Below are 23252 nucleotides of genomic sequence, written 5' to 3' on the forward strand. Positions count from 1 at the left end.
CGGAGCTGCCGTAGCGGGGAGGAAGGTACCGACGTCGTTGGCGGGAATCGTTCCTTGACTTAGTCAGGATAATGTCATAAGGTCATGATCATGTCAAAGGAAAATTTCACCCTCGCCAATTCCATCCGCCGGCAGCGCGAAGAGCGGGGCTGGTCGCAACAGGAGCTCGCCGATCGGGCCGGCCTCTCGCGCACCGGCATCAGTGCCATCGAGGCGGGGCGGCTGATCCCCTCTACCGCCGCGGCGCTTACCCTGGCTGCGGCCTTCGGCTGTCGGGTCGAAGATCTCTTCGCCCTGGCCGGGCATGGGGCGGCATCCTGGGCCTGGTCACCGCCGGCGGAGGGGTGCCGGTACTGGCGCGCCCTGATCGGTTCCCGGCAACTGCTCTTCCCGGTTGAGGCGAGTCCCCTGGGGACCGTCCCCCACGATGGAGTCTGGCGGGACGGGGGCTGCCACGACCAGGCCTTCGCCGACCCGGTGCGCACCCTGGTGATCGCCTGCTGCGATCCGGCGGTCGGCTTGCTCGCCGCGGAATATGCGCGCCAGACCGGATTCCGCATGCTGGTCCTGCCCCGGGCCAGCCGTCCTGCCCTGGAACTGCTGGCGGCCGGACTGGTGCATGCGGCCGGTCTTCATCTCGGCAGGGATGGCGGTGGCGAAGGGAACCGCACGGCGGCCCGGGAGAGGTTCGGCGCCGAGTTTCGCCTGCTGCGCATCACCGACTGGCAGACCGGGTTGGTGCTTGACCCCGCTCTCGGCGTCGGGACGATCAGTGGCGCCCTCGCGGCCGACCTGCGCTGGATCGGGCGCGAGCCCGGCTCCGGCGCCCGTCAGGTCCTCGATGAGCTCTGTCCCGGCCGTCTCGCCCCCGCGCACCTGGCCCGCGATCATCGCGGCGTCGCCACGGCGATCCGCAGCGGCTTCGCTCAGGCCGGAGTCGCCCTGCGACTGGTCGGGGAGGAAGAGGGGCTGAATTTCCTCAGTGTGCGCGAAGAGGCCTATGATCTCTGTCTCGCCGCCGACAGCCTCGCCGATCCCCGCATCCGCGCCCTGGTGGAGGTGGTTCGCTCTCCGGCTTACCGCCGCCTGCTGGGTGAACTCCCCGGCTACGACAGCCACCGCACCGGCGAATTCGCAACCTGAGGCCAAGCCATCTTTGCCTAAAAAATCGGCACCATGCCTGTGTTCAACACGCCATCTTCCATCCCGCCCTTGGCTCTGCCAGAAAATTCAATAACTTGCCAGCATGGCGAGACTTTTGCAGTTCTGTAATGCGTCATCATCCCGACTCCCTGCCCCGCCAACGCTGCCGGACCAGGCCGCCTCCCTCCCAATGCCGCGAAGGAGCTGATTTCCGACTCTGCCCAGTTTTCGGAAAGGATCAGACCTTGGCGAATAAACCGAAAATCAAGGACCTGCTCGACGAGCAGGCCTGCGCCCACAACAAGACCAAAAAGAGTGCCTGCAACGCCCCGACCCCGGGAGCGACGACCGGCGGCTGCGCCTTCGAAGGGGCGCAGATCGCCCTCTTCCCCTATGCCGACGCCGCCCACGTGGTGCATGGCCCGATCACCTGCCTCGGCTCCTCCTGGGAGACCCGCGCCACCCGGACCAGCTGGCCGGGCCGGGACCTGACCCAGATGGGGTTCACCACCGCCATCTCCACCAACGATGTCGTCTTCGGCGGCGAAGAGAAGCTGCTGCTGGCGGTCGACTACGTGGTCGGCCGCTACGCCCCGCAGGCGGTCTTCGTCTACGCCACCTGCGTCACCGCCCTGATCGGCGACGATCTCGACCTCCTCTGCAAACAGGCGGCGGCAAAACATGGCCTGCCGGTGGTGCCGGTGCATGCCCCCGGCTTCGTCGGCAGCAAGAACCTCGGCAGCCGCCTCGGCGGCGAAGCGGTGCTGGCCAGCCTGATCGGCACCGCCGAGCCCGAGACCACCACCCCCTTCGACATCAACCTGATCGGCGACTACAACGTCACCGGCGACATGTGGCAATACACGCCGCTCCTCGCGGAGCTCGGCATCCATGTCCTTTCGACCCTCTCCGGAGACGGCCGGGTCGCCGCGATCCGCACCGCGCACCGGGCGAAGCTGAACGTGCTGGTCTGTGCCAAGTCGCTCGTCTCCCTGACCCGGAAGCTGGAAGAGAAATACGGCATCCCCTCGATCTCCCTCTCCTTCTACGGCAAGCGCGACACCAGCGACGGGCTGCTCGCCATCGCCACCGCCCTCGGCGACGCCGAACTGATCGCCCGCACCCGGGCGCTGATTGAGCGCGAGGAGGCACGCCTCGAGCAGGAGCTCGCCCCCTACCGGGCCCTCTTCGCCGGCAAGAAGGCGGTCCTCAACACCGGCGGCAACAAGGCCTGGTCGATCGCCGCGGCGCTGCAGGACCTCGGCATCGAGGTGGTGGCGACGGCGGTCGGCAAGTCGACGGAGGACGACCGGGAGAAGGCGCGCCAGTACCTCGGTGCCGGCGGGGTGCTGATGACCAAGCCGGGCCAGGAACAGGCGAAGATCATCGATGATACCAAGGCCGACCTCCTCCTCGCCGGTGGGCGCAGCCTCTACACCGCGATCAAGAAGGGGATCGCCTTCGCCGACGTCAACCAGGAGAAGAAGAAGAGCTACGGCGGCTACCGCGGCCTGCTCAACCTCGCCGAGGATCTCCGGCACGCCCTGGAAACCCCGGTCTTCCGCAACGTCGCCAGGAGGGCGCCATGGGAGGAGTAGTCCACAAATCACCGAAGCCGCTGCAGGTCAATCCGCACCGCCTCTCCCAGCCGATGGGGGCGACCCTCGCCTTTCTCGGCGTCGACAACTGCATGCCGCTGATGCACGGTGGCCAGGGGTGCACCTCCTTCACCAAGGTCTACCTGACCCGCCATTTTGCCGAGCCGATCGCGATCCAGACCACGGCGGTGACCGACATCACCGCAATCCTCGACGGCGGCGACTACAGCATCGTCGAGTCGGTGAAGAACATCACCGCCAAGGTGACCCCGCAGCTGATCGGCCTGCACACCACCGGCCTCACCGAGACCAAGGGGGACGACATCCGCGGCGTGGCCGGCAAGATCGACTTCCCGCTGGTCTGGGTCAACACCCCCGACTACGAGGGAGGGCTAGAGAGCGGCTGGGCGCTGACGGTCAGAGCGATGATCGAACAGCTGGTAACAGCGACGGAGCTGGTCGACGATACCAAGCTGGTCCTGTTGCCCCACGTCAGCCTGACGCCGATCGAGGTAGAGAAGATCAAGGAGTTCATCGCCGGCTTCGGTTTCGAGGTGCTTGCGCTTCCCGACCTCTCGACCTCTCTCGACGGCCACCTCGGCGAGAAGCAGAGCGCCCTCTCCAGCGGCGGCATCGGCGTCGAAGAGATTCGCACCCTCGGCGACGCCGGGCTGGTGCTCAGCGTCGGTGCCTCGATGCGTGCCGCCGGGGAGGCGCTGACCAAAAAGAACCCGGCAATGCGCCATCACCACTTTGACCACCTGCAGGGGCTGGCGGCGACCGACCGGCTGGTCGCGCTGCTTCTCGCCGAGACCGGTTTCAGTGCGCCGCCGCCGGCGGTGGCATGCTGGCGCAAGCGGTTGCAGGATGCCCTGCTCGACTGTCACTTCGCCCTCGGCCAGACCCGCTTCCTCGTCGCCGCCGAACCCGACCACCTCGCCGGCCAGGTCGCCGCCCTCTGTGAGGCGGGGGGAGAGGTCAGGGCGGCGATCGCCACAGTCGATGCGCCGCAGCTGGAGCAGGTCCCGGCGGCGCAGGTCCTGGTCGGGGACCTGGAGGATGCCGAGGACTTCGCCGCCGAGTACGACCTGCTGATCACCAACTTCCACGGGGCCGGGATTGCCCATCGCTGCCACAAGGGGCTGGTGGTGCGCGGCTATCCCAACTGGGAAGAGGTCGGCAACCAGCTGCAGAACGACGTCCTCTACGAGGGGGGCGCTTATTTCCTCTGCGCGCTGGCCAATGCCGCCAGTCGCTGGCGGGAGGAGCAGGGGTGGTGAGACCAATGAAAAGAATGGGACGCATGGGACCACTGGGACTTATGAACCACAAAGGTCCGATCGGTCCCAGTTGTCCCATGCGCCCCAGGATTGGCTTTTGAAATGAGCTCTTACACCGACACCATCCGCCGCTACGCTACCGACAGCCGCTACACCGGCACCCTCGACCGTGCCGATGGGACCGGCGAGGTCGGCCTCGGACCGGAAGAGGCCGGCCGGCGCCTGGCGGTGCGCTTTGCCCTGCGGATCGATGCCGGGCAGGTGACGCAGGTCCGGTTCCAGGTCTTCGGTTGCGGCTTTACCATCGCCGCCTGTGCTGCCGCCGCCGAACTGGCGGAGGGGAAGGATCTCGAAGCGGCGGCGGCGATAGCGCCGGCCGCGGTCGCCGCAGTCCTCAACGGCCTGCCGACGGAGCGGGATTATTGCGCCGAGCTGGCGGTGGCCGCGCTCCAGGCCGCCCTGGCCAGTGCCCGCAGTGAAGACCATGCGGTAGCAGTGGTCGCCCATGACCCGGCTGCCGTCGAACACGGGCCGCGGGTGACGGCCGCCGACCCGGTCTATCGCCGCTTGCTGGCCAGCCCGGCCCCGCGCGCGGTCGCGGCGGAAGACCGCCACCTCTTCGCCTGCCTGCTGACGGTGGCCGCTGCCGAACCCTGGTCGCTGGCCGCCGCCCTCGGCCTCGACGAGTGGGAGTTGGCCGCACTGCTGCAGCGCTACTTTCCGGGTGTCGCTCCCGCGACCCTGGAATCGGGGGAGAGGGGGAAGCGGCCGCCCCTGGTCAATGCCGGCGTACTGGCGGTGCTGCACTCCCACCTCCCCGCAGGGGGAGACGACCCGGCGCCCCGCTGGCTCGCCGCGATCCTCGCCGCCCGCGCCGCCCATCCGGGGCATCTCTGGGTGGCGATGGGCCTCTTCGCCCGGCCGGAACTGAGCGCCGCGATTCGGCGCCACCTCCCGGCGTTGACCGCGGCCAACAGCCGGGGGATGCGCTGGAAGCGATTCCTCTTCCGCCAGGTCTGCGACCTGAAGGGGGGAGTCATGTGCAAGGCACCCGATTGCGGGCTCTGCAGCGATTATTCCCTCTGCTTTGCCCCGGAAGAATCATGAGATGACAGCGAACCCCTCCCCTCCTCATCGTCCGCCCCCTTTTTCAGGTAGGGACGGACGATCAGTGCAGCGTGAAACGGTCACGCGCCTTGGCGAAGGCCGATTCAACCTCGCCGAGAGCCTTCTCAGCGCCCGCCTTTAAATCCTCCCAGGCCTGCCCACCGGCCTTTTCTAGGTCGGCAACCTTCTCCTGCAGAGCGTCGCGCCGGTCCTTGAGTTCTTCGACCTGCTCCTCATACTCGATCCGGGCATCGGCCTTGGCACCGCGGGCCTTGGCCTGGAATTTTTCGATTTCAGCGTTCCACTGGTCGATTTTCGACTTCACTTTTTCGACATAGGCTTCCTGTGTCGTCATCGTTTTCTCCTTTCGGGATGAACGTTCTGACAAGTGACTTTGCCCTTTCATCTTACCACGGGCCCCGTAAGGCCCGGTTTTTCACCCGACGGAAGCTAGGATTGGCCGCTGGTCAGGGCGAGAGCAACAAGGCCGCCGACCAGGAGAATCAGGGCGAGCCAGACCACGACCCGTTTCGGGCTCAAATGGCCGCCACCCATCTCCATGGACATCTCTTCCGACTGCTCCTGGCGATGGCGGCGATGAAGAAAGATCAGGGCGCCCGTCACCCCGAGGAAGCAGAGATTCAGCCAGAAGGTGTAGTCGAAGCCGAAGCGGGTCATCTCTTCCACCCTGCGGGCGCTGTGGGGGGTGATGCCGAAGGCGGCAAAGCTGTAGTGGAGAATCAGCGCCGTGGCCACGATCGCGAGGTACATGATGCCGGCGATGTAGAGGGCTACCCGCCAGCCGTAATACTTGGCGTTGACGGCCACCAGCGGCGGCACCATCAGGTCCGAGTAGATAAACCCCATGATCCCGGCAAACATTACCCCGTTGGCATTGAGGACCGTGGCGAGAGGGATATTCCCCATCGAGCCGATGAAGGTCAGGGCGGCGACGAAAGGTGCGACCAGGGCGTTTTCGAGGGCCTGCAGCCACTGCGGCAGGGCGGCACCGGCGTCGATGAGGAAGATCTTCGCCCAGAGACTTTCCGGCACAAAGACCGCAACGAAGCCGGCGACGGTAAAGCCGATCAGGATCTCCTCCCAGACCATCTGCCATTCCATGACGAACTTGTTGCCGACCATCTGCCACCCCTGGCGACTGGTGATCCGCTCCTTCCAGTCAAAATCCTCTTCCTCTTCCGCCTTTGCTTCCATCTCCTTCCGCGCCTCTTCGATCCAGCGCCGCGGATAGCTGAGCCGGATCAGCAGGCTGCTGATGACGATGAGGAGCAAGCCACCGACAATCTCGGCCGCCAGGAATTGCCAGCCGAGAAAGATCAGGATCAGGATGCCGAGTTCGATCACCAGGTTGGTGGAGGCGAACATGAAGGCGACGGCGGCGATAAAGTGGGCCCCCTTGAGAAAGAGGGCGCGGGCGGTGGCGAGAGCGGCGAAGGAGCAGGAAGAGGAGATCGCCCCGAACAGGGCCGCCAGGGAGAGGCTCCGCGGCCGGGGGGTGCCGAGGTAGGGCGTCAGCTTCTTTTTCGAGACAAAGACCTGGATCATGCTGCTGACAAAGTACCCGAAGATAAAGGCCCAGCCGGCTTTCCAGAAAAATCCGAGGGAGGTTTTTACGGCCTGCCCGTACAGGCTCCAGAATTCCTGGGTGAACATTCCATATCCTTTTTATTTTATTATCTAGCTGATATTACGATAGTTTAAGTTTAGCGTGCGGAGTCGTCCCGTCAACCAAGCGGACACTTGGGGTTATAATTGAAGAGAATCAGCGGGAGGCACCGTGGTCGGCCCGGGCTGTTTCCGGCGACCTGTTCCCATCGCCTCCAGCGGAAAGGGGAAGCCAATGGCTGCGGAAAAAGAATCCGGGGGAACCTTTTCCCCACGTCAGACTTGTGAACATTTTCTCGAAGAAGCTTTCGATCGCCTGGAAACCGTGGACGAGGTGCGCAACCTGTTGCGCGCTCCTTACCGGGAGACACGTTTTGAACTCCCCCTCAATCGCGACGATGGTTCGGTCTCGGTCTTTTATGGGTACCGGGTTCAGCACGAACACAGCCGCGGTCCCTTTAAGGGCGGATTGCGATTTCACCCCGATGTCGACATGGACCACTTCGTGGCCCTGGCACAGCTGATGACCTGGAAGACCGCGGTCCTGAACCTCCCCTTCGGCGGCGCCAAGGGGGGCGTCAACTGTGACCCGCGGCAGCTCTCCAGTCGCGAGCGGGAGACCCTGACCAAGCGTTACGTGGAACGGGTCGCGATGATCATCGGCCCGGACCGGGATATTCTTGCTCCTGATATGGGGACCGGGCCTCAGGAGATGGCCTGGATTGTCGATGCCTATGCCTTGCAGGCAGGGTTTGAGCCGGGAGTCGTCACTGGCAAGCCACTGGCGCTCGGCGGTTCACCCGGCCGTCTCGCCGCCACCGGACGTGGCGTAGCGCTGGTGGCGGGTTGGGCCGCCGAGGCCGCCGGGATCCGGCTCGACGGCGCCACCGTCGCCCTGCAGGGCTTCGGCAATGTCGGCAGCCATACCGCCCGCTTCCTCGCCGACCAGGGGGCAAAGGTGGTCGCGGTGGTCGATGTGGAGGGAGGAAAATACTCGGCAGCGGGTCTGGACATCGAAGGGATGGTCAAGGCGGTGCAGGATCAGCCGGGAGGTGCGGTTCCCGACCTGGCGGTGGAGGGTGAGACGATCTCGAGCGAAGAACTTTTTGCCCTCGAAGTCGATTTGCTGATCCCCGCGGCCATCGGCGGAGTTATTCACCGTGGCAATGCCGACCGGGTCAAGGCACGGATGGTGGTCGAGGCGGCCAACCTGCCGGTGACCAGCGAGGCGGATCAGATGCTGCGGGAGAGAGGTGTGGTTGTCGTCCCCGATGTCCTTGCCAACGCCGGTGGCGTGACCGTTTCCTACCTCGAATGGGTGCAGAACCGGCAGCGGTACCAGTGGACCGAGGATCGGGTCAACCGGGAGTTGACCGACCGGCTGCAGCATGCATGGCGGGAAGTCCGGGAACGGTCCGAGGCGTCGGACATCTCCTATCGACTGGCGGCCTACCAGCTTGGTCTGGAACGGACTATCGAGGCCATTGAGCTGCGGGGGTTCTGATCTCATGACGGGTCGTTCGGGTCTGCCTTTTCCTCCCGGAGGTCCGTCGCGACCCGCAGCGGCCGACCGGTGGCGAGGCGGAAGCCGGCCTCGATGGCGAAGGCGAGGCCGAGCATTCCGATCAGCACCAGCACCCGGGCGGGACGGTCGCTGAGGGTCTGCCAGAGGAGGGCGACAAGGGCCGCGAGGCAGAGGCCCGCCCCTGTCAGCGAGAGCCAGCGGTGGCTGCCGGTGCGGCTGGCGAGGCGGGCGTTGGCGCCGTTAACGGCGGCGAAGATCAGCAGGAAGCCGGCGCTCCCCATGGTCGAGAGGCTGGAGAGGTCGAAGAGGTTGGCAATCAGCAGTGTCCCCCCGGCGGTGATCAGCAGTCCTTCGAGCGGTTCGTTCCAGACTTTTTTTGCCAGCAGTTCCGGGAGTTCGCCGTCCTTGGCGATGACATAGCTGAGCCGCGCCGCACCGTAGAGGGTGGCGTTGATCGCCGAGGCGGTCGACAGCAACGCAGCCACGGTAATCAGCAGAAATCCGCTCTGGCCGAGAAAGGGCTTGGCGGCGACCGCGAGGGCATAGTCCTTGGCTTCCACGATGCGATCGACCGGCAGGTTACCGACGGCGACGGCGGCGATCAGCACGTAGAGGACCAGCACGAAACCGGTGGCGCTGAAGAAGGCTCGCGGCAGGACCCTATCCGGATTGCGGGTGTCGCCGGCGGCGTTGGCGATCAACTCGAAACCTTCGTAGGCGAGGAAGATGATCATGCCGCCGGTCACCAGGTCGAGGGCCGGACTCCAGGCGGCAACCGCCAGCCGGGATGGGTCGATGGTGCGCAGGCCGAGGCCGACGAAGAGGAGGAGGATGACGAGCTTGACGGCGACCACCCCGTCCTCGGCCTTGCCGATCAGGTCGGCACTCAGGAGGTTCAGCCCGGTAATGGCGAAGATTGCCGCGCTGATCAGGAGATGTTTCCAGAAGAGCTGGTCGGCCGTGGGGAAGAAGGTGGCGCCGTAACTGCCGAAGGCGTAGGCGTAGAGGGAGAGCATGACGATGTAGCTGAGCCAGAGCAGGATATTGAGGGTGCCGGTGAAAAGCCCGGGGCCGAAGGCGCGGTCGAGAAAGGTCACCGTCCCCCCCTGGCTCGGGAAGCAGACCGCCAGCCGGGAGAAGGAGTAGGCGGTGACTAGCGCCACGATGCCGGCGAGGGCGAAGGCGAGGGGTGCCCCACCCCGTGCCAGTTGCACCGCCAGCCCGAGGACGGCGAAGATGCCGCCGCCGACCATGCCGCCGATGCCGATGGCGGTCGCTTCGAAAAAGCCAATCTCCGCTTGCTTGCCGCTCATGCTCCTCCCGCCTTCCGGTTGCCTCCTTCCAGCATAGCATTCCGGACCCCCTGCGGCAGCACTCCCGGCCGGTTTTACCCTTCCGCGCCGGGATCGATCTGCCGGACCCGTCCCACCTTCCCATCCTCCAGGCGGACCTTGATCCCCCGGGAATGATAGGGTTTGCTGGTCAGCAACCGGTCGATGGTTCCCACGGTCAGGGTGCCGCTGCGCTGGTCCTGTTTGCGCACGATCGCCACCCGCATCCCGGGGCGCAGCTCGTTACGATATTCTCCCGCCACGCTCTTGCCTCCCTTCGTTGCCCGGCAGCTACCATAACCGATTCGGCTCGCCCGGGGAATCCTTTGTCCGGTGTCCGAGGCGCCTCTGAATTTCCGCCCGGTGTATAATGGCCGCAGAGGTTTCGGTCGATTTCAACTATCCGAAGAGGAGTCAAGCATGTCAACTTTATCACTTCAGGACCGGGCGGCGGGGGCCCTGCTCGGTGCCTTCATCGGTGACGCGCTCGGGCTCGGACCGCACTGGTACTACGATCTTGGCGAGCTGCGCCGCGACTACGGTGACTGGATCGGCGACTACACCGATCCCAGGCCGGGGCGCTACCATGCCGGGCTCAAGGCCGGCGAGCTCTCCCAGGCCGGAATCATCCTCAAGCTCACCCTGCAGTCGCTGGTGGCGCGCGGGGCGTACGACGAGGCCGATTTCTGCCGGCGCCTCGACACAGAGCTCTTCCCGCTCCTCGACGGCACCCCGATGGGCGGCCCCGGCGGCTACACCAGCCAGTCGATCCGCGAAGCCTGGCGACGGCGGGTGGAGCAGGGGCGTCCCTGGGGGGAGACCGGCGGCCATGCCGATACCACCGAGGCGATCGAACGCGTCCTCGCCATCGCCGTGCGTTACGCCCGGCAGCCGGCGGAGTTGGCACGCCAGGTCACCGCCAACACTGTGCTGACCCAGGGGGACGAACTGGTGGTGGCGATGACCGTCGCCTACTGCGCCCTCCTCGGCCAGCTGGTGCAGGGGCACCCGCTGGATACCAGGATCTCCGATCGGCTGATGAAATTGGTCAAGGAGGGCGAACTCCCCTTTCACGCCGTCACCGCCGAGGATTTGCAGCCGCCGCGGCCGGGCGACCCCGACCCGCCCCGCGTCGGTCGCTTTGCCTCCCCCGATGCGCTGCTCACCCCTTCTTACATGGCTGCGGCCGCAGCCGACCCGCAGATTCGCATCGAACCGGCCTGGAAGGTCTCGATCGTCTACGGCATGCCTTGCGCCATCTTCCACCAGCTGCCGGCCGCCTACTACCTCGCCGCCCGCTTCCGGGACGACTTCGAGGCGGCGGTGCTGCACGCCATCAACGGCGGCGGCCAGAACCAGGCGCGGGCGATGCTGACCGGCGCCCTGGTCGGGGCGCAGGTCGGACTTGGCAAGATTCCGCAGCGTTTCATCGACGGGCTGAAAGAACGGGACCTGCTGGTGCAACTGGCCGGAGAGCTGGCGGCGCAGGCCGCCGGGTGAAGTGGAGAGGGAAAGGAGTTCGGGGATGGGAACCTTGACCGAGCAGCACTGCGAAGCCTGCCGTGGCCAGGTGCCGCCGGCGACGGCAGACGCAATCGCCGCCTATCTGGAGCAGTTGCCCGACTGGGAGATCGTCGAGGTCGACGGCATCGGCCGGCTGACCCGGCGCTTTCCCTTCCGCAACTTCCGCCAGGCCCTCGATTTCAGCAACCGGGTCGGCGAGCTGGCCGAGGCTGAGGGGCATCACCCGGCGCTCCTCACCGAGTGGGGGCGCGTGACGGTGCAGTGGTGGACCCACAAGATCGGCGGCCTGCACCGCAACGACTTCATCATGGCCGCCAAAACCGACGCGCTATTGGCGGCAAGGACGGACCCGACCGGTCAAGGCTGAGTCCGCGGCCGTCGGCAGGGCGCGTGGGTGAACCTTTCAGCTTGCCAGGGTGTGCAGCGCCTCGAGGTCGATGTCCTGGCCGACGACGCCGGCGGCGTCGGCACGGCACTGCTTGCAATGGCGCGCCTGGGAGAGGATCAGCTCGGCCTGGTTGCGGACCATCTCCATGGTGGCGTCGGATGGGCGCTCGATCTCCTTGAACAGGCCGACCGGGATCACCGGCATGATGTTCATCATGCTGGCGCCGAGTTCCCGCACCTTGACCGCCAGGTCGAGGGTCTCGTGATCGTTGACGCCGGGGATGTAGACGTGATTGATCTTGACCAGCATCCCGGCCGCCGCCGCCAGTTTCACCCCCGCGAATTGCTTCGCCAGCAGCAGCGCCGCCGCTTCCTCCCCCTGCAGGCGCTGACCGTCGACCTTGATCCATTCGTAGACCCTGGCACCGGTCTCGGGGGTGAGAGCGTTGATGGTGACGGTCAGGCTGTGGACGTCGTAGGCGAGGATGGTGTCAATCATCTCCGGCAGGCGCAGGCCGTTGGTGGAGAGGCAGAGAGTCAGCTCCGGAAAGGCGGCCCGGACCTGGCGGAAGGTTTCAAAGGTCTTCGGGTTGGCGAGGGGGTCGCCGGGACCGGCGATGCCGACCACCTTGAGCTGCGCGCCCCCCTGCTTCTCCATGTGGCGCTTGACCAGCCGGACCCGCTCCACCGCCTGCTCGGGGGTGAGAACGCGGCTGGTGACGCCGGGGCGGCTTTCGTTGGCGCAGTCGAACTTGCGTTCGCAGAAACCGCACTTGATATTGCATCCCGGGGCGACCGGCAGGTGGATACGCCCCGCCTTGCTGTGATCGCCGCCAAAACAGGGATGATCGCTCTGGACGTTGGCCTTCATCATCGGACAACCGCTGGCCATGGCGTTGCTCCTTTCGTTGCAAAAAGACGACGGCGCTCCCGGGTGTAAGCCGGAAGCGCCGTTGCCAAGCTCCTGAAAAAAATCAAGCCCCGACCGCGCATATGCGCAGCGGGGCTTCGTTGCCAAGTTCAGGTCGGTACAACTTTGTACCTTGGGTGCCGTCTTTTTTATAGCATCAGACGTGCCAACCCTGGAAGGACCAAAAAAAGGGGCAGAAAGGAACCCTCATTGTTCCCCCTGCCCATGCCTGAGGCAATTGCAGCTCTGGAACGTTAAATTTTCAGCAGCCGCAGCGTTTCGGACCCTGGCAGCCGCAACCGCAGAGGTTGCCATGGGCAGTGAGCAGGGCCGGACCGATCGGGCCAACCGCGCTGATGGCGGTGATGCCGGCTTTCGCCAGCTCCTGCTTCGGATAATCGCCGATCATGGCCGTCACCACCGCCTTGCACCCCTGCAGGGCGGCAACGATGGCGTCGAACTGGCGATGACGGAAGGGATGGTCGGGATCGAGGGAGCAGTACTTCTCGACCGCGACCTCCTTGACCTGGCGCGGCGCCCCTCCGGCGCAGTCGTAGATCAGAAAACGTTCGGCGTGGCCGAAGTGCTGGTCGACTTCGAGCCCGGATTTGGATGCGACGGCGATAAGCATGGGAACCTCCCAGAGGACCCATACGATGTATGGATCCTCTGCTTTAGGGTCTTCAGACTTCCATCGGTTTGAAGCTGAAGCACTTCTTCGGGCAGGTGACGCCGCAGCCGGCGCAGCCGATGCAGTTGTCCGGGTTGGCGATGGTCATCACCATGCGGGTCGAATCGGTCTCTTCATCGACCAGGTCTTCCGGACCGAGGACCTTGCGGGAGCAGGCCTTGAAACAGCGGCCGCAGCCGATGCACTTCTCCGGGTCGATGGTTTCGGCGAAGGTGGGGGTCCAGCTGGCACCGCCACGGGTAATTCCGGTGAGATAAGCCATGGGATCTCTCCTCTTCCTTGGTTTATGGGTTTAGGTTGCCGGCCGTTCGCCTTTCAGCATCGCCTTGCGCAGCCACGGCGGCGGGCTGTTGCGGAGCACCTCCTGCAGCTTTTCGACCACGGCGGTGATCGGCTCGCGTTCCTTGCTCTTGATCGGGTGAATCTTCTTGGCGACCAGCCGAGCCGCTGCCGGGCCGCCGATTTCGGCGACGTAGACCAGGGCACAGTCGGCGAGTCCCGCGCAGCGGGCCTCGATGCGGTCGGCCTCGTCGGCCCCTTCGGTCTTGACCTGTACCAGGCCGGAAAAGGCGGCTTCCTCAATCCCGACTTCCCAGATGAAGAAGGATTCGGCCCGGCCGAAGTGCTCGTCGACATGGATTTTGTCCGTACTGGCGAATGCCACTTTCATATGCAATCCTTTCCCGGCCCGGCCGCCAACGATGTCGAATCTGCGGGTACGGATCATCGGATCCTCGCGCAAGGGGGGACGGGGGCGGGGAAGGCCCGATCGCCTCCGCCGACCCCCGTCACTGGGTTAACGCATCATTTCGAACCACTGGTTCTCGCAGGTCTCGTCCTTGATATCGAGGAACTTGTTGGCGATCATGGTCAGCATGTTGACCGCCCCCTGGTAGCCGATTACCGGGCTGCGGTGGAGGTTGACCCGGTCGATGATCGGAAAACCGATGCGGAAGAGCGGGATCCTGGAGTCGCGGGCCGCCCACTTGGCGTGGGTGTCGCCGATGATGCCGTCGACCGGATCGGTGACCAGCAGGCTGCGCAAATGCCAGAGGTCCTTGTTGATGTAGACCTTGCCGGTGGCGCCAAAGGGAGAGGAGGCGAGCAGAGCCTTCATCTCCTTCTCGAACTTCTTGTTGGTGCGCGAGCAGAGGACGTGGTAGGGGATCGCGCCCATCTCGAGGAGGAAGGAGACGATGCCGATCAGGTAGTCGGGGTCGCCGGCGACGGCGAACTTCTTGCCATGCAGGTACTGGTGGGCGTCGGTCATGGCGTCGACGGCGAGGCCGCGCTCCTCCTTCAGTTTCTCCGGGACCGGCTTGCCGAAGAGCTCGGAGAGCTTCAGCAGCAGCTCGTCGGTCTTCTGGATGCCGAAGGGCATCGGCATCACCAGCTTCTCGCCGCTGTACTCCTCCTCGATCCACTTCATGGTGTTGAGGGTCGAATACTTCTGCAGCGAGATCGTCGCCTTGCCGTTGATCGACTCGGCGGCGTCTTCAATTTTGGTGCCGCCAGGATAGAGCCGGTAGTTGCCGTCGCAGACGGTGTCGAAGACCTCCGAGATGTCGGCCATCAGCGTGTAGGGGATGCCGAACAGCTCAAGGATGCGCTTGTACTCGCGCAGGTTGCCGGTGTTGCCGTCGAAGCCCGGGATCAGGTTGAGCTTGCCGGTGCACTTGCCCTCGATCTTCTGGTCGGTGGTCAGGGTTTCGAGGATGCTCTTGAGCATCGAGTCGTAACCGTGGATATGGGTACCGTTGAAGCTCGGGGTGTTGGCGTAGGGGGTCAAAACCTCCTCCGGCAGGTGCCCCTTGGTCTTGGCGTTGCGGATAAAGGCGGTGAGGTCGTCACCGATGACCTCGGGCATGCAGGTGGTGTAGACCGGGATCATCTTCGGCTTGTAGAGCGCGTAGGCGTTCTCCAGTCCTTCGAAGAGGTTGTTCTGGCCGCCGAAGACGGCGCCGTCCTCGGTCATGGCGTCGCAGGTCGCCGCCGCCGGCTCACGGAAGTGGCGGGAAAAGGTGCTGCGGAAGTAGGAGGCGCACCCCTGGGAGCCGTGGACGAAGGGGAGGGCCCCTTCGAAGCCGCTGGCGACCATCTGGGCGCCGAGGGGCTGGCAGGCGTGGGCCGGGTTGACGACCAGCGCCTCGCGGGCGAAGTTCTTCTCCTTGTACTCTTCGCTGTTGATCCATTCCTTGACCCGCTCGATCTCGCTGGCCGGAGTCTCGGTCACTTTTTTAACGGCAGATTCGCTCATGGCGATTACTCCTTGGTTTTTGCCACAGAGACACGGAGACACAGAGGAAGAGCAAACCAAAATTTTCAGGGTTTAGTCCCACAACCCGAGAGTTTCTGAATTTGACCTTCTCGGTGGCTCTGTGCCTCTGTGGCAGATTTCCTTTTAGAAGGGCGACTTCACCAGTTTCCAGGTCGGGCTGTTGATCGCCATGTCGATGTCGCGGGCGAAGACCTTGAACCCCTCGTAGCCGTGGTAGGGGCCCGAATAGTCCCAGCTGTGCATCTGGCGGAAGGGGATACCGGCCTTCTGGAAGACATACTTCTCCTTGATGCCGCTGCCGACCAGGTCGGGTTTGAACTCCTCGACGAATTTCTCCAGCTCGAACTCGGAGACGTCGTCGTAGATCAAGGCCCCCTTGGCCAGCTCCGGCGAGGTGCGGTCGTAGTCGTCCTGGTGGGCGAACTCGTAACCGGCGCCGGTAATCTGGATGCCGAGGTCCTCGTAGGCGCCGACGGTGTGGCGGGGGCGCAGGCCGCCGACGAAGAGCATGGCGGTCTTTCCTTCGAGGCGCGGTTTGTACTCGTCGATCACCGCCTGCATCACCGGCTTGTACTTCTGGATCACCTTCTCGACGTTTTCCTTGATGGTGTCGTCAAAACGCTCGGCGATGGCGCGCAGGCTTTCCTCGATCTTGCTCGGACCGAAAAAGTTGTACTCGAGCCAGGGGATGTTCCACTTCTCTTCCATCACCTTGCACATGTAGTTCATCGAGCGGTAGCAGTGAATCAGGTTCAGCTTCACCGAATGGGTGGCGCCGATCTTCTCGACCTCGCCGTCGCCGGTCCAGACGCTCTTGACGTTGAGGCCGATCTCTTCGAGGATCGGTTTCGCCGCCCAGACGTCACCGCCGATGTTGTAGTCGCCGATCAGGGCGACATCGTAGGGGCCGGCCGGTTCGGGGAATTCGAACTTGCCGATGATGTGGTCGCGGATCGAGTCGTTGGAGATGTGGTGACCCAGCGACTGGGAGACGCCGCGGAAGCCTTCGCAGTTGCAGGGTACGACCAGCTTGCCGAGCTCGTTCTCCATCTTTTTGGCGACGGCGTTGATGTCGTCACCGATCAGGCCGACCGGGCACTCGGAGAGGATCGAGAGCCCCTTGTTGAGGGGGAAGAGCTCGTCGGCCTCCTGCAGCAGTTTCTCCAGCTTCTTGTCGCCGCCGTAGACGATGTCGCGCTCCTGGAAGTCGGAGGTGAAGTCCATCGGGAAGGAGGTGACGCCGGGAATCCCCTGCATCAGGTTGCGCCGCGTCCCCCAGCTGTAGACGCCGCAGCCGATCGGTCCGTGGGAGACGTGGACCATGTCGCGGATCGGCCCCCAGACCACCCCCTTGGCGCCGGCATAGGCGCAGCCGCGCTGGCTCATGACGCCGGGGACGACCTTCTTGTTCGACTTCACCGCGCAGGTCGAGGCGGTCGGCTCGTTGGCGCCCAGGTGCGGCGCACGCTTCTTCTGGGCCTTGGCCGGCATCGCCGCCAGGGTCTCTTTGATCAGCTTCTCGGTCTTTTCCTTGCTAACGCCCGGGATGGGCTTTCGCTCTGCCATGGTCAAATCTCCTTGAAAGGTCCTATGGGACCTATAGGTCATATAGGTCCTATGAGATTTCTGCGCCGATTTAAGCGTTCTCCGCCTTGCCGACCACGGTCTCATCCTCCGCTTCCATGATGCCGAACTCCATCAGCAGCTCTTCGAGCTCTTCCATCTCCAGCGGGGTGGGGACGACGAACATCTTGTTCTCGGCGATCTTTTTCGCCAGCTGCCGGTACTCCTCGGCCTGCTTGTGCTCGGGGGAGTACTCGATGACCGTCATGCGGCGCAGTTCGGCGCGCTGCACCTGGTTGTCGCGGGGGACGAAGTGGATCATCTGGGTGCCGAGCTTGGCGGCCAGCGCCTCGATCAGGTCGGCCTCGCGGTCGGTGTTGCGGCTGTTGCAGATCAGGCCGGCGAGACGCACGCTGCCGCTTGCCGCGTACTTGACGATCCCCTTGCAGATGTTGTTGGCGGCGTACATTGCCATCATCTCGCCGGAGACGACGATGTAGATCTCCTGGGCCTTGTTCTCGCGGATCGGCATGGCGAAGCCGCCGCAGACGACGTCGCCAAGGACGTCATAGAAGACGAAGTCGAGGTCGGGAGTGTAGGCGCCCTCTTCTTCGAGGAAGTTGATGGCGGTGATGACGCCGCGGCCGGCACAGCCGACGCCCGGCTCCGGGCCGCCCGACTCGACGCACTTGATGTCGCCGTAGCCCCACTTGAGGACGTCTTCGAGTTCGAGGTCCTCGACGGTGCCGAGCTCGCGGACCTTGTCCATGACCGTCTCCTGCGCCTTGGCGTGGAGGATCAGGCGGGTCGAGTCGGCCTTCGGGTCGCAGCCGATGATCATGACTTTCTTGCCGAGGGCGGCGAGGCCGGCGACGGTGTTCTGGGTCGTGGTCGACTTGCCGATGCCGCCTTTACCGTAGATTGCAATCTGACGCATTTTTTTCTCTTCCATGACGGGGATCCTCTCTTTCTGGGTGGATGTTGGTCGGCCCGCCAGCGGCGCTGCGCCGGAGAAGCCATGCTCTTGAAAATGGAGCGCCCGGCCTGAACGGGAGTTTTCAGGCCGGGCGCCATTGCCCGAAGCAGCGCCACCGTGGTGCCGCTTCTGCTGTTCAAAAATTGTCTGCAACGTAAAAAGCCCAAAAGAAGGTTCGGCGACCTGCCGACATCTTTTGGGCCTCTTTGCCTGGGGGAAGAACCAGTGCACTGCGCCGTGCGCTGATTTCCGGATTCGCTTTCAATTTATAGCATGGCCTGTGCCAAGCGGCCAGATTGATCGGCCAACCTATCGAATTTGCATGAATCTTTTTTTGATTCCGAAAAAAATCGGTCTCCGGCTTCGGCTCCGGCAGTGGCCGGCAACCCCTTGCTGCATAGAAATTGGGCAACGCCAGCCGGGTCTGCCCAAAAAGGATCAGTCCCGGGCCCGGGCCAGCTTCTCCGTCATGACGATGGTGAGGAAATCGAAGACCTCCTCCCGCGTCTTCAAAAAGGCCGGCATCTCCTGCACCATCACTTCCTCCAGGGTTTCGAGGACGACACCGCTGTCGGAACCGAGGTCCGCCATCACCACCTGGGACATGTTGATGACCTCATGGAGGCTGTCCCGGTCGAAGGGGCGCTCGTCCGGCTTGCCGACGAAGGGGGGGAGGTCGCGAGCCGGACTGTTGTGCCGGTACTTGTAGCGCAGGTCCGATGGTTTGATAAGGAGTCGCATCGCGTTACTCCTTGCCGCCGCAGCCGCCGCAGTGGCTCTTCCCCTGACAGAGGCTGCCGTGGGCCGCCGCCCCCGCCTCGGCGCGGAACCTGTCGAGGGAGGCACCGGATACAAACCAGCTTCCGTCGATCTCCTCGCCGGCGAGCAGGCCCTTCTTGATGTGCATCAGGATATTGAGAGGGGTCGTTTTCAGGGCCGCGGCCGCGCTGGCGACCGACAACAGGTCTTTTGTGCTGGTCATGACTGGACTCCTTTGGGAAAAAGCCCGCGGCAAGCGAGACGCTTGGCCGCGGGCACCATTGCCTGTTTCGGGGACGACGCTGTCCCGCTCGGATGAGTGAAGCCGGCCCAGCCCTTCAGGCGGCGGGGGCCTGGATGATCCAGAAGCGGTCGTCGAAGCAAGTTTCGAGCAGGGGGCGCACCTCGCCCCAGGAGAGGCCACCGCCGCCGCAGCCGGGGCGGGGGACGATGATGCGTTGCCACCCCCGGTCGTCGGCCAGGGCGCGCAGCTCCCGCCCCGACTGGCGGATCAGCTGCAGGTCGGGCACCTCCCAGGGGGTGTGCTCGACAGGGAAGCTGACCAGCCCGTTTCCGAGATCGAAGACATGGTTGCCGTGCTGGCGGATCAGTTCGCCGAGGCGCTGCGGCAGGGCGGGAAAACGCTCGGCGGCCTGGCGGGCGGTCCCCCGGGCCATGACGTTGCGGCCATTGCCGCCGACCTTGCCGTTGGTGGTGATCGCCACCACGCAGCCCTGCTGGTGAAACTCCCAGAGGTCGCCGGAGAGTTCCCGGAAGGGAGTGTCGCGCAGGACCCAGGGAGAAATCTTCAGCAGCGCGACCGCCGCTGTCTCGACCTCTTCCCGGACCTGGCGATCGAGCTTGCGCAGCCACTGCTTCGGCAACGCGTCGATGCCGTAAAAGGCGCCGGCGAGCATGCCGGCGATCGCCCCGGTGGTGTCGGCGTCCCCCCCCTGGTTGACCACCCCGACCAGACACTCTTCGAAGCTGGCGGTGGAAAAGAAATAGTGAAAGACCGTCTGCATGGTATCGACGATATAGCCCGACGCCAGCCCCTTGTAGTGGTTGAAGTGAAAGGTCGGGCAGGCGGCGATCAGCTCGCGCGCCAGGGCGTGGAGCTGGAAACGGTCGGCGCCGAGCATCGCTGCCTGCACCATCTTCCCCAGGGTGACGCAGGCGGCGTCGGAGAGGGGATGGTTGTGGGTCAGCCGCGCCTGTTCCAGGGCACAGCGCCGCAGCAGGTCGTCATCGCCCAGGGTCTGCAGGATCACCGGGGCCATCCGCATCGCCGCGCCGTTGCCGGCATCCCACTCGTTGTAGGGAACCTCCAGGCTCCCCTTGCGCATGAAGCCGACGATCCCCTTGCGCACCGTGGAGCCGATGTCGATCGGCTTGCTGCGCATCCAGGCGAGAAACTGTTCGGCGATCCCCTGCAGGTCCCAGCCGCCGGCGGCGATCAGCGCCCGCGCCAGCGCCAGCGACATCTCGGTGTCGTCGGTGACCTGGCCCGGCTTCACCCCGAGCCAGCCGCCGCCCCGGATCTTGTTGTGGAGCTTGTAGCGGGCCCGGATCTCCCCCGGGGTCATGAACTCGGTGGTCGCGCCGAGGGCGTCGCCGAGGGCGACTCCGAGAAAGACGGCCCGCGCCGCTGCTTCGAGTTCCGCCCGTGCCATCGTCAGCCTCCGGTCAGGACCTGCACCTCGAACTCGCCGCCGATCACCAGGTATTCTCCCTCCCCCTTGAGGAGCGATTTCGGCAGCAGCCCGCTGCAGAAGAAGACCTTGGCCAGGGGGACCGCGGCCTTGATGACCCGGTTGCCGAATTCCCAGGCTTTCTCGAAATCGTCGGTGAAGGAGTTGAGGTTGTTGAGCTGCAGCAGGTAGTGGCCCGGACTCTCCTCGGCCAGAACCTGGTGCTCGGAAAAATCGTAAATGCCGCGATAGAGGGTGAGGTGACTCAGGTCCGGATGGCGGCGCTGCAATTCGTACTGGACAAAACCGTAGAGGAGGTCGAGCTGGCCAAGGATGGCGCTGGCCCGCGCCGCTCCCTTCATCCGTTCGCCGAGGTACTGGTAATAGGCTGCAGAGTGGATGTCGCCGATCGGTTCCTTGTGAAAGAGGGGCGGGATCCCCAGCCGCGACTCCACCCACCCCTTGAGGACCGCCCCTTCGAGGGAGTTGCTGTCGAAGAGCCAGCCGCGCAAAAAGCGCAGGTAACTGTTTTTCAGCGCCTTGCGGCTGCTGTGGGAGTCCTGGTTGTCCCACTGGTGGAGCTGGAAGCGGACATCCATGAAGTCGTGAAAGAGCGCGCCGCGCTGCAACGGTTCGGCGACGGTGCCGAGCCGGTCGAAGAGCGGCTTGCCGCTGCTCGCCACCCCCTGCACCTCGATCGGCTGGGGGTGCCGGTTGAAGTGCCGCGAGGCGATCGCCCAGGGGGGGAGGTTGCAGAGGTTGAGAGAAGTCCCGAGCATGACCCTTGCCGACTCCTTCGCGGGCGAATTTGTCTAAAAATTACGCAGAGGGCGCCGGCCGTTGCCCGTGGCAAGGCACAAAACCCCGGTTTCCGCAGCGATGAGCGGGAACGACAGGGGTCTAGTGCATATCAGATGCCGAGAAGAGTTATCCGGCGCTGGTCAGGGGGCGACGACACCCGCGGCAATGGCGGCGAGGGCCCCGGCCAGGTAAGTCGGATCCTTGCAGCCGAGCCATGGTTACTGCTGCCGGGTGGGGACTCCTGACCGCGATCTGTCCGTCGATCCCCCAGCAGAGTGCGGTCCAGGGCGATCTTGGCATGCAGCTCCTTGATCTGGGGATCATCGTTGCTGCGGGTACGTTCCGCCTTGCTGGCAAAGGTCTCGGCCATATTGTCGATGGCCTGCCGCTTCCAGTTGGTGATCTGGTTGGGATGCACCCCGTAGCGGCTGCCCAGCTCTGTATTTAATTTACGGTAAAATACAGTAGTATAAAAAAACATAAAACACATTGACATGGTAGTAAATAGAGAGTATAAACCCTACAAAACAAGTCAAATTTCGGAGGATCTTTTTATGAAAGCCTACAAGCTCGGCCTACTGATATTTCTATTCGCGCTGTTGCCCGGAGTCAGCCAGGCTGCCCTGGAGGATTATTTCGTCGACACGCAATGGCTGGCAGCGAACAGAGACCATGTCGTAGTGCTGGATGTGCGCAAGGCGCCGCTCTATTGGCTGGGTCATATCGACGGAGCGCTCAATGTCGAAAAAGAGCGCTTTCTGGAGACCCGCAACGAGGTGAAAAGTCTGGTTCCGACAGCGGCTGCTTTCCAGAATTTGATGAGCTCTCTGGGGTTGACCACTGCCAGCACGGTGGTTGTCTACGCGGAGGATGACAACCCCTATGCGGCTCGACTGGTCTGGACCCTGCGTTACCACGGGCATCAAAAAGCATTTGTGCTCGATGGTGGCTACGACAAGTGGTCCATGGAAGGCCGCAACATCAGCCTGCTCCCCACCAAGACGCCAGAGGCAAGCAACTATGCGTTCGCGGTTGATGGCGACTACCTGGAGGCGCGTGCCGATGCGGATTATCTCTATACCCGCCTTGAGACCCCCGACGCCGTTGTCTGGGACACGCGCAGCGACGGCGAGTTTGCCGGCACGGATGTGCGCGCTGATCGAGGCGGACATATTCCCGGGGCCATCCACCTGAACTGGACGAATCTGCAGAAAGAGGTCAATGGGGTCAAGGTTCTGAAAAGTCCGGAAGAGATCAATGCCTTGCTGCTGTCCCACGGCGTGACCCCGGATAAAGAGGTGATTGCTCATTGCCAGACCGGGATACGCTCCTCCTATGCGACCCTGGTGCTGCTCGGCCTTGGCTACCAGCAGGTCAAAAACTACGACGGCTCCTGGATTGAATGGGCGAACAACAAAACTTTGCCGATTATCGACGCCAAGGGCCAGCTGAACGCATCCATTCCCGTCAGCCCGGGTCTGGCTTCGCTCGACAGGTTCACTTCTTCCGACAGACAGGTGGCGCAATGAGCTCACTCACACGCTTGAAGAATCGCCTTCTGGCGCGGCTGATTTCCTGGTCGCCGAAACTGGGGCGCCGGTTTGTCGCGGCCTATCAGCCGCGCGAAACGTCCGGGGATATCCCCTGGACGAGGCCGGCAAAACCATTGCGGCAAGCCAAACTGGCCCTGGTGACGACCTCCGGCATTCATCATCGCGACCAGATCCCCTTTGACATGCGTGACCAGGAGGGGGATCCGAGCTATCGCGTTCTGGACGGCGACCGGCTGTTTAACGATTTCAAGATCACCCACGATTATTACGACCACAGCGACGCGCACAAGGACCCCAATATCATCCTGCCCCTGGATCGATTGCAGGAACTGGAGGTCGATGGCACCCTCGGTCAGCTGGCCAAAGTCCATTACGCTTTCATGGGACACATCGATGGACGACACATAGCGACGCTGGTGGAGAAAACCGCCCGGGACGTTGCGGCACGACTGAAGGCGGATCAGGTCGACCTGGTGCTTTTGACACCGGCCTGAGGGATCTGCAATCAA

General features: G+C 64.0%; 25 protein-coding genes. 9 read left to right on the top strand and 16 right to left on the bottom strand.

Annotated elements, in window-relative coordinates; genetic code table 11:
* Window positions 1-84: 84 nt before the first annotated feature.
* The 4 genes from ACYQ8E_RS12565 to ACYQ8E_RS12580 all read left to right on the top strand — a co-directional run bounded on the left by ACYQ8E_RS12565 (window position 85) and on the right by ACYQ8E_RS12580 (window position 5128).
* Window positions 85-1143: an XRE family transcriptional regulator gene (locus ACYQ8E_RS12565; protein ID WP_459861058.1), complete on the top strand. Its 1059-nt coding sequence runs from the start codon at window positions 85-87 to the stop codon at window positions 1141-1143.
* Window positions 1144-1388: 245 nt separating this feature from the next.
* A complete protein-coding gene (nifE, locus tag ACYQ8E_RS12570) occupies window positions 1389-2741 on the top strand; it encodes a nitrogenase iron-molybdenum cofactor biosynthesis protein NifE (RefSeq protein ID WP_066722656.1) in 1353 nt (450 codons plus the stop codon).
* A complete protein-coding gene (gene nifN / locus ACYQ8E_RS12575) occupies window positions 2729-4021 on the top strand; it encodes a nitrogenase iron-molybdenum cofactor biosynthesis protein NifN (protein ID WP_066722659.1) in 1293 nt (430 codons plus the stop codon). Before nifE ends, nifN begins: the two co-directional genes overlap by 13 nt.
* 102 nt (window positions 4022-4123) lie before the next feature.
* The gene (locus ACYQ8E_RS12580; RefSeq protein WP_066722661.1) at window positions 4124-5128 is read left to right on the top strand and encodes a nitrogen fixation protein NifQ; all 1005 of its coding nucleotides are present in this window, start codon (window positions 4124-4126) and stop codon (window positions 5126-5128) included.
* Window positions 5129-5189: 61 nt separating this feature from the next.
* On the opposite strand, the gene ACYQ8E_RS12585 is transcribed toward ACYQ8E_RS12580, so the two are convergent.
* Both ACYQ8E_RS12585 and ACYQ8E_RS12590 read right to left on the bottom strand, forming a co-directional pair.
* Entirely contained in the window at window positions 5190-5483 is a 294-nt protein-coding gene (locus ACYQ8E_RS12585) for a sll1863 family stress response protein (protein ID WP_066722670.1), read from the bottom strand.
* A 95-nt stretch (window positions 5484-5578) separates the two neighbouring features.
* The gene (locus tag ACYQ8E_RS12590; RefSeq protein ID WP_066722672.1) at window positions 5579-6802 is read right to left on the bottom strand and encodes a permease; all 1224 of its coding nucleotides are present in this window, start codon (window positions 6800-6802) and stop codon (window positions 5579-5581) included.
* Window positions 6803-6989: 187 nt separating this feature from the next.
* Between ACYQ8E_RS12590 and ACYQ8E_RS12595 the strand changes: the two genes are divergently transcribed.
* A complete protein-coding gene (locus tag ACYQ8E_RS12595; protein ID WP_459861059.1) occupies window positions 6990-8258 on the top strand; it encodes a Glu/Leu/Phe/Val family dehydrogenase in 1269 nt (422 codons plus the stop codon).
* Between the two features lie 2 nt (window positions 8259-8260).
* Here the strand turns inward: ACYQ8E_RS12595 and ACYQ8E_RS12600 are convergent, their stop codons facing one another.
* Both ACYQ8E_RS12600 and ACYQ8E_RS12605 read right to left on the bottom strand, forming a co-directional pair.
* On the bottom strand, window positions 8261-9592 hold the full coding sequence (locus ACYQ8E_RS12600; RefSeq protein ID WP_066722676.1) for an APC family permease: 1332 nt from the start codon (window positions 9590-9592) through the stop codon (window positions 8261-8263).
* Between the two features lie 74 nt (window positions 9593-9666).
* On the bottom strand, window positions 9667-9837 hold the full coding sequence (locus ACYQ8E_RS12605; protein WP_442856871.1) for a YwbE family protein: 171 nt from the start codon (window positions 9835-9837) through the stop codon (window positions 9667-9669).
* 193 nt (window positions 9838-10030) lie between these two features.
* Between ACYQ8E_RS12605 and ACYQ8E_RS12610 the strand changes: the two genes are divergently transcribed.
* Both ACYQ8E_RS12610 and ACYQ8E_RS12615 read left to right on the top strand, forming a co-directional pair.
* Window positions 10031-11110 (top strand): ADP-ribosylglycohydrolase family protein, encoded by a 1080-nt coding sequence (locus ACYQ8E_RS12610; protein ID WP_066722681.1) that lies wholly within the window; start codon window positions 10031-10033, stop codon window positions 11108-11110.
* A 25-nt stretch (window positions 11111-11135) separates the two neighbouring features.
* A complete protein-coding gene (locus ACYQ8E_RS12615; RefSeq protein WP_066722684.1) occupies window positions 11136-11501 on the top strand; it encodes a 4a-hydroxytetrahydrobiopterin dehydratase in 366 nt (121 codons plus the stop codon).
* A gap of 36 nt (window positions 11502-11537) precedes the next feature.
* Here ACYQ8E_RS12615 and ACYQ8E_RS12620 read toward each other — a convergent pair whose 3' ends face one another.
* From ACYQ8E_RS12620 to ACYQ8E_RS12675, 12 genes are all read right to left on the bottom strand, one after another.
* Window positions 11538-12413: a radical SAM protein gene (locus ACYQ8E_RS12620; protein WP_066722686.1), complete on the bottom strand. Its 876-nt coding sequence runs from the start codon at window positions 12411-12413 to the stop codon at window positions 11538-11540.
* Window positions 12414-12693: 280 nt separating this feature from the next.
* Window positions 12694-13062, bottom strand: a complete 369-nt coding sequence (locus tag ACYQ8E_RS12625) for a NifB/NifX family molybdenum-iron cluster-binding protein (RefSeq protein ID WP_066722689.1) — start codon at window positions 13060-13062, stop codon at window positions 12694-12696.
* A gap of 52 nt (window positions 13063-13114) precedes the next feature.
* Complete coding sequence (fdxB, locus tag ACYQ8E_RS12630; protein WP_066722691.1) at window positions 13115-13384, bottom strand: ferredoxin III, nif-specific; 270 nt, start codon at window positions 13382-13384, stop codon at window positions 13115-13117.
* Window positions 13385-13414: 30 nt separating this feature from the next.
* Window positions 13415-13792 carry a nitrogen fixation protein NifX gene (gene nifX, locus ACYQ8E_RS12635; RefSeq protein WP_066722702.1) on the bottom strand — a complete coding sequence of 126 codons (378 nt, stop codon included), beginning with the start codon at window positions 13790-13792 and terminating at the stop codon, window positions 13415-13417.
* A 126-nt stretch (window positions 13793-13918) separates the two neighbouring features.
* A complete protein-coding gene (gene nifK, locus ACYQ8E_RS12640) occupies window positions 13919-15379 on the bottom strand; it encodes a nitrogenase molybdenum-iron protein subunit beta (RefSeq protein ID WP_459861060.1) in 1461 nt (486 codons plus the stop codon).
* Window positions 15380-15523: 144 nt separating this feature from the next.
* Window positions 15524-16966, bottom strand: a complete 1443-nt coding sequence (gene nifD / locus ACYQ8E_RS12645) for a nitrogenase molybdenum-iron protein alpha chain (RefSeq protein ID WP_066722708.1) — start codon at window positions 16964-16966, stop codon at window positions 15524-15526.
* Window positions 16967-17036: 70 nt separating this feature from the next.
* The gene (nifH, locus tag ACYQ8E_RS12650; protein ID WP_066729567.1) at window positions 17037-17900 is read right to left on the bottom strand and encodes a nitrogenase iron protein; all 864 of its coding nucleotides are present in this window, start codon (window positions 17898-17900) and stop codon (window positions 17037-17039) included.
* 477 nt (window positions 17901-18377) lie between these two features.
* Window positions 18378-18680: a hypothetical protein gene (locus ACYQ8E_RS12655; protein WP_066722711.1), complete on the bottom strand. Its 303-nt coding sequence runs from the start codon at window positions 18678-18680 to the stop codon at window positions 18378-18380.
* A gap of 4 nt (window positions 18681-18684) precedes the next feature.
* Window positions 18685-18921 carry a hypothetical protein gene (locus tag ACYQ8E_RS12660; RefSeq protein WP_066722713.1) on the bottom strand — a complete coding sequence of 79 codons (237 nt, stop codon included), beginning with the start codon at window positions 18919-18921 and terminating at the stop codon, window positions 18685-18687.
* A 115-nt stretch (window positions 18922-19036) separates the two neighbouring features.
* The gene (gene draG, locus ACYQ8E_RS12665; RefSeq protein ID WP_157471656.1) at window positions 19037-20371 is read right to left on the bottom strand and encodes an ADP-ribosyl-[dinitrogen reductase] hydrolase; all 1335 of its coding nucleotides are present in this window, start codon (window positions 20369-20371) and stop codon (window positions 19037-19039) included.
* A gap of 2 nt (window positions 20372-20373) precedes the next feature.
* The gene (locus ACYQ8E_RS12670; RefSeq protein ID WP_066722716.1) at window positions 20374-21168 is read right to left on the bottom strand and encodes an NAD(+)--dinitrogen-reductase ADP-D-ribosyltransferase; all 795 of its coding nucleotides are present in this window, start codon (window positions 21166-21168) and stop codon (window positions 20374-20376) included.
* 131 nt (window positions 21169-21299) lie between these two features.
* A complete protein-coding gene (locus tag ACYQ8E_RS12675) occupies window positions 21300-21608 on the bottom strand; it encodes a hypothetical protein (RefSeq protein WP_157471658.1) in 309 nt (102 codons plus the stop codon).
* A 136-nt stretch (window positions 21609-21744) separates the two neighbouring features.
* Between ACYQ8E_RS12675 and ACYQ8E_RS12680 the strand changes: the two genes are divergently transcribed.
* Together ACYQ8E_RS12680 and ACYQ8E_RS12685 are read left to right on the top strand one after the other, a co-directional pair.
* Window positions 21745-22719 (top strand): sulfurtransferase, encoded by a 975-nt coding sequence (locus ACYQ8E_RS12680; RefSeq protein ID WP_066722722.1) that lies wholly within the window; start codon window positions 21745-21747, stop codon window positions 22717-22719.
* Window positions 22716-23237 (top strand): glycine/sarcosine/betaine reductase selenoprotein B family protein, encoded by a 522-nt coding sequence (locus ACYQ8E_RS12685; RefSeq protein WP_459861061.1) that lies wholly within the window; start codon window positions 22716-22718, stop codon window positions 23235-23237. The genes ACYQ8E_RS12680 and ACYQ8E_RS12685 overlap by 4 nt, the downstream gene beginning before the upstream one ends.
* Window positions 23238-23252: the final 15 nt, after the last annotated feature.

It is taken from the genome of Desulfuromonas carbonis (assembly GCF_054658035.1).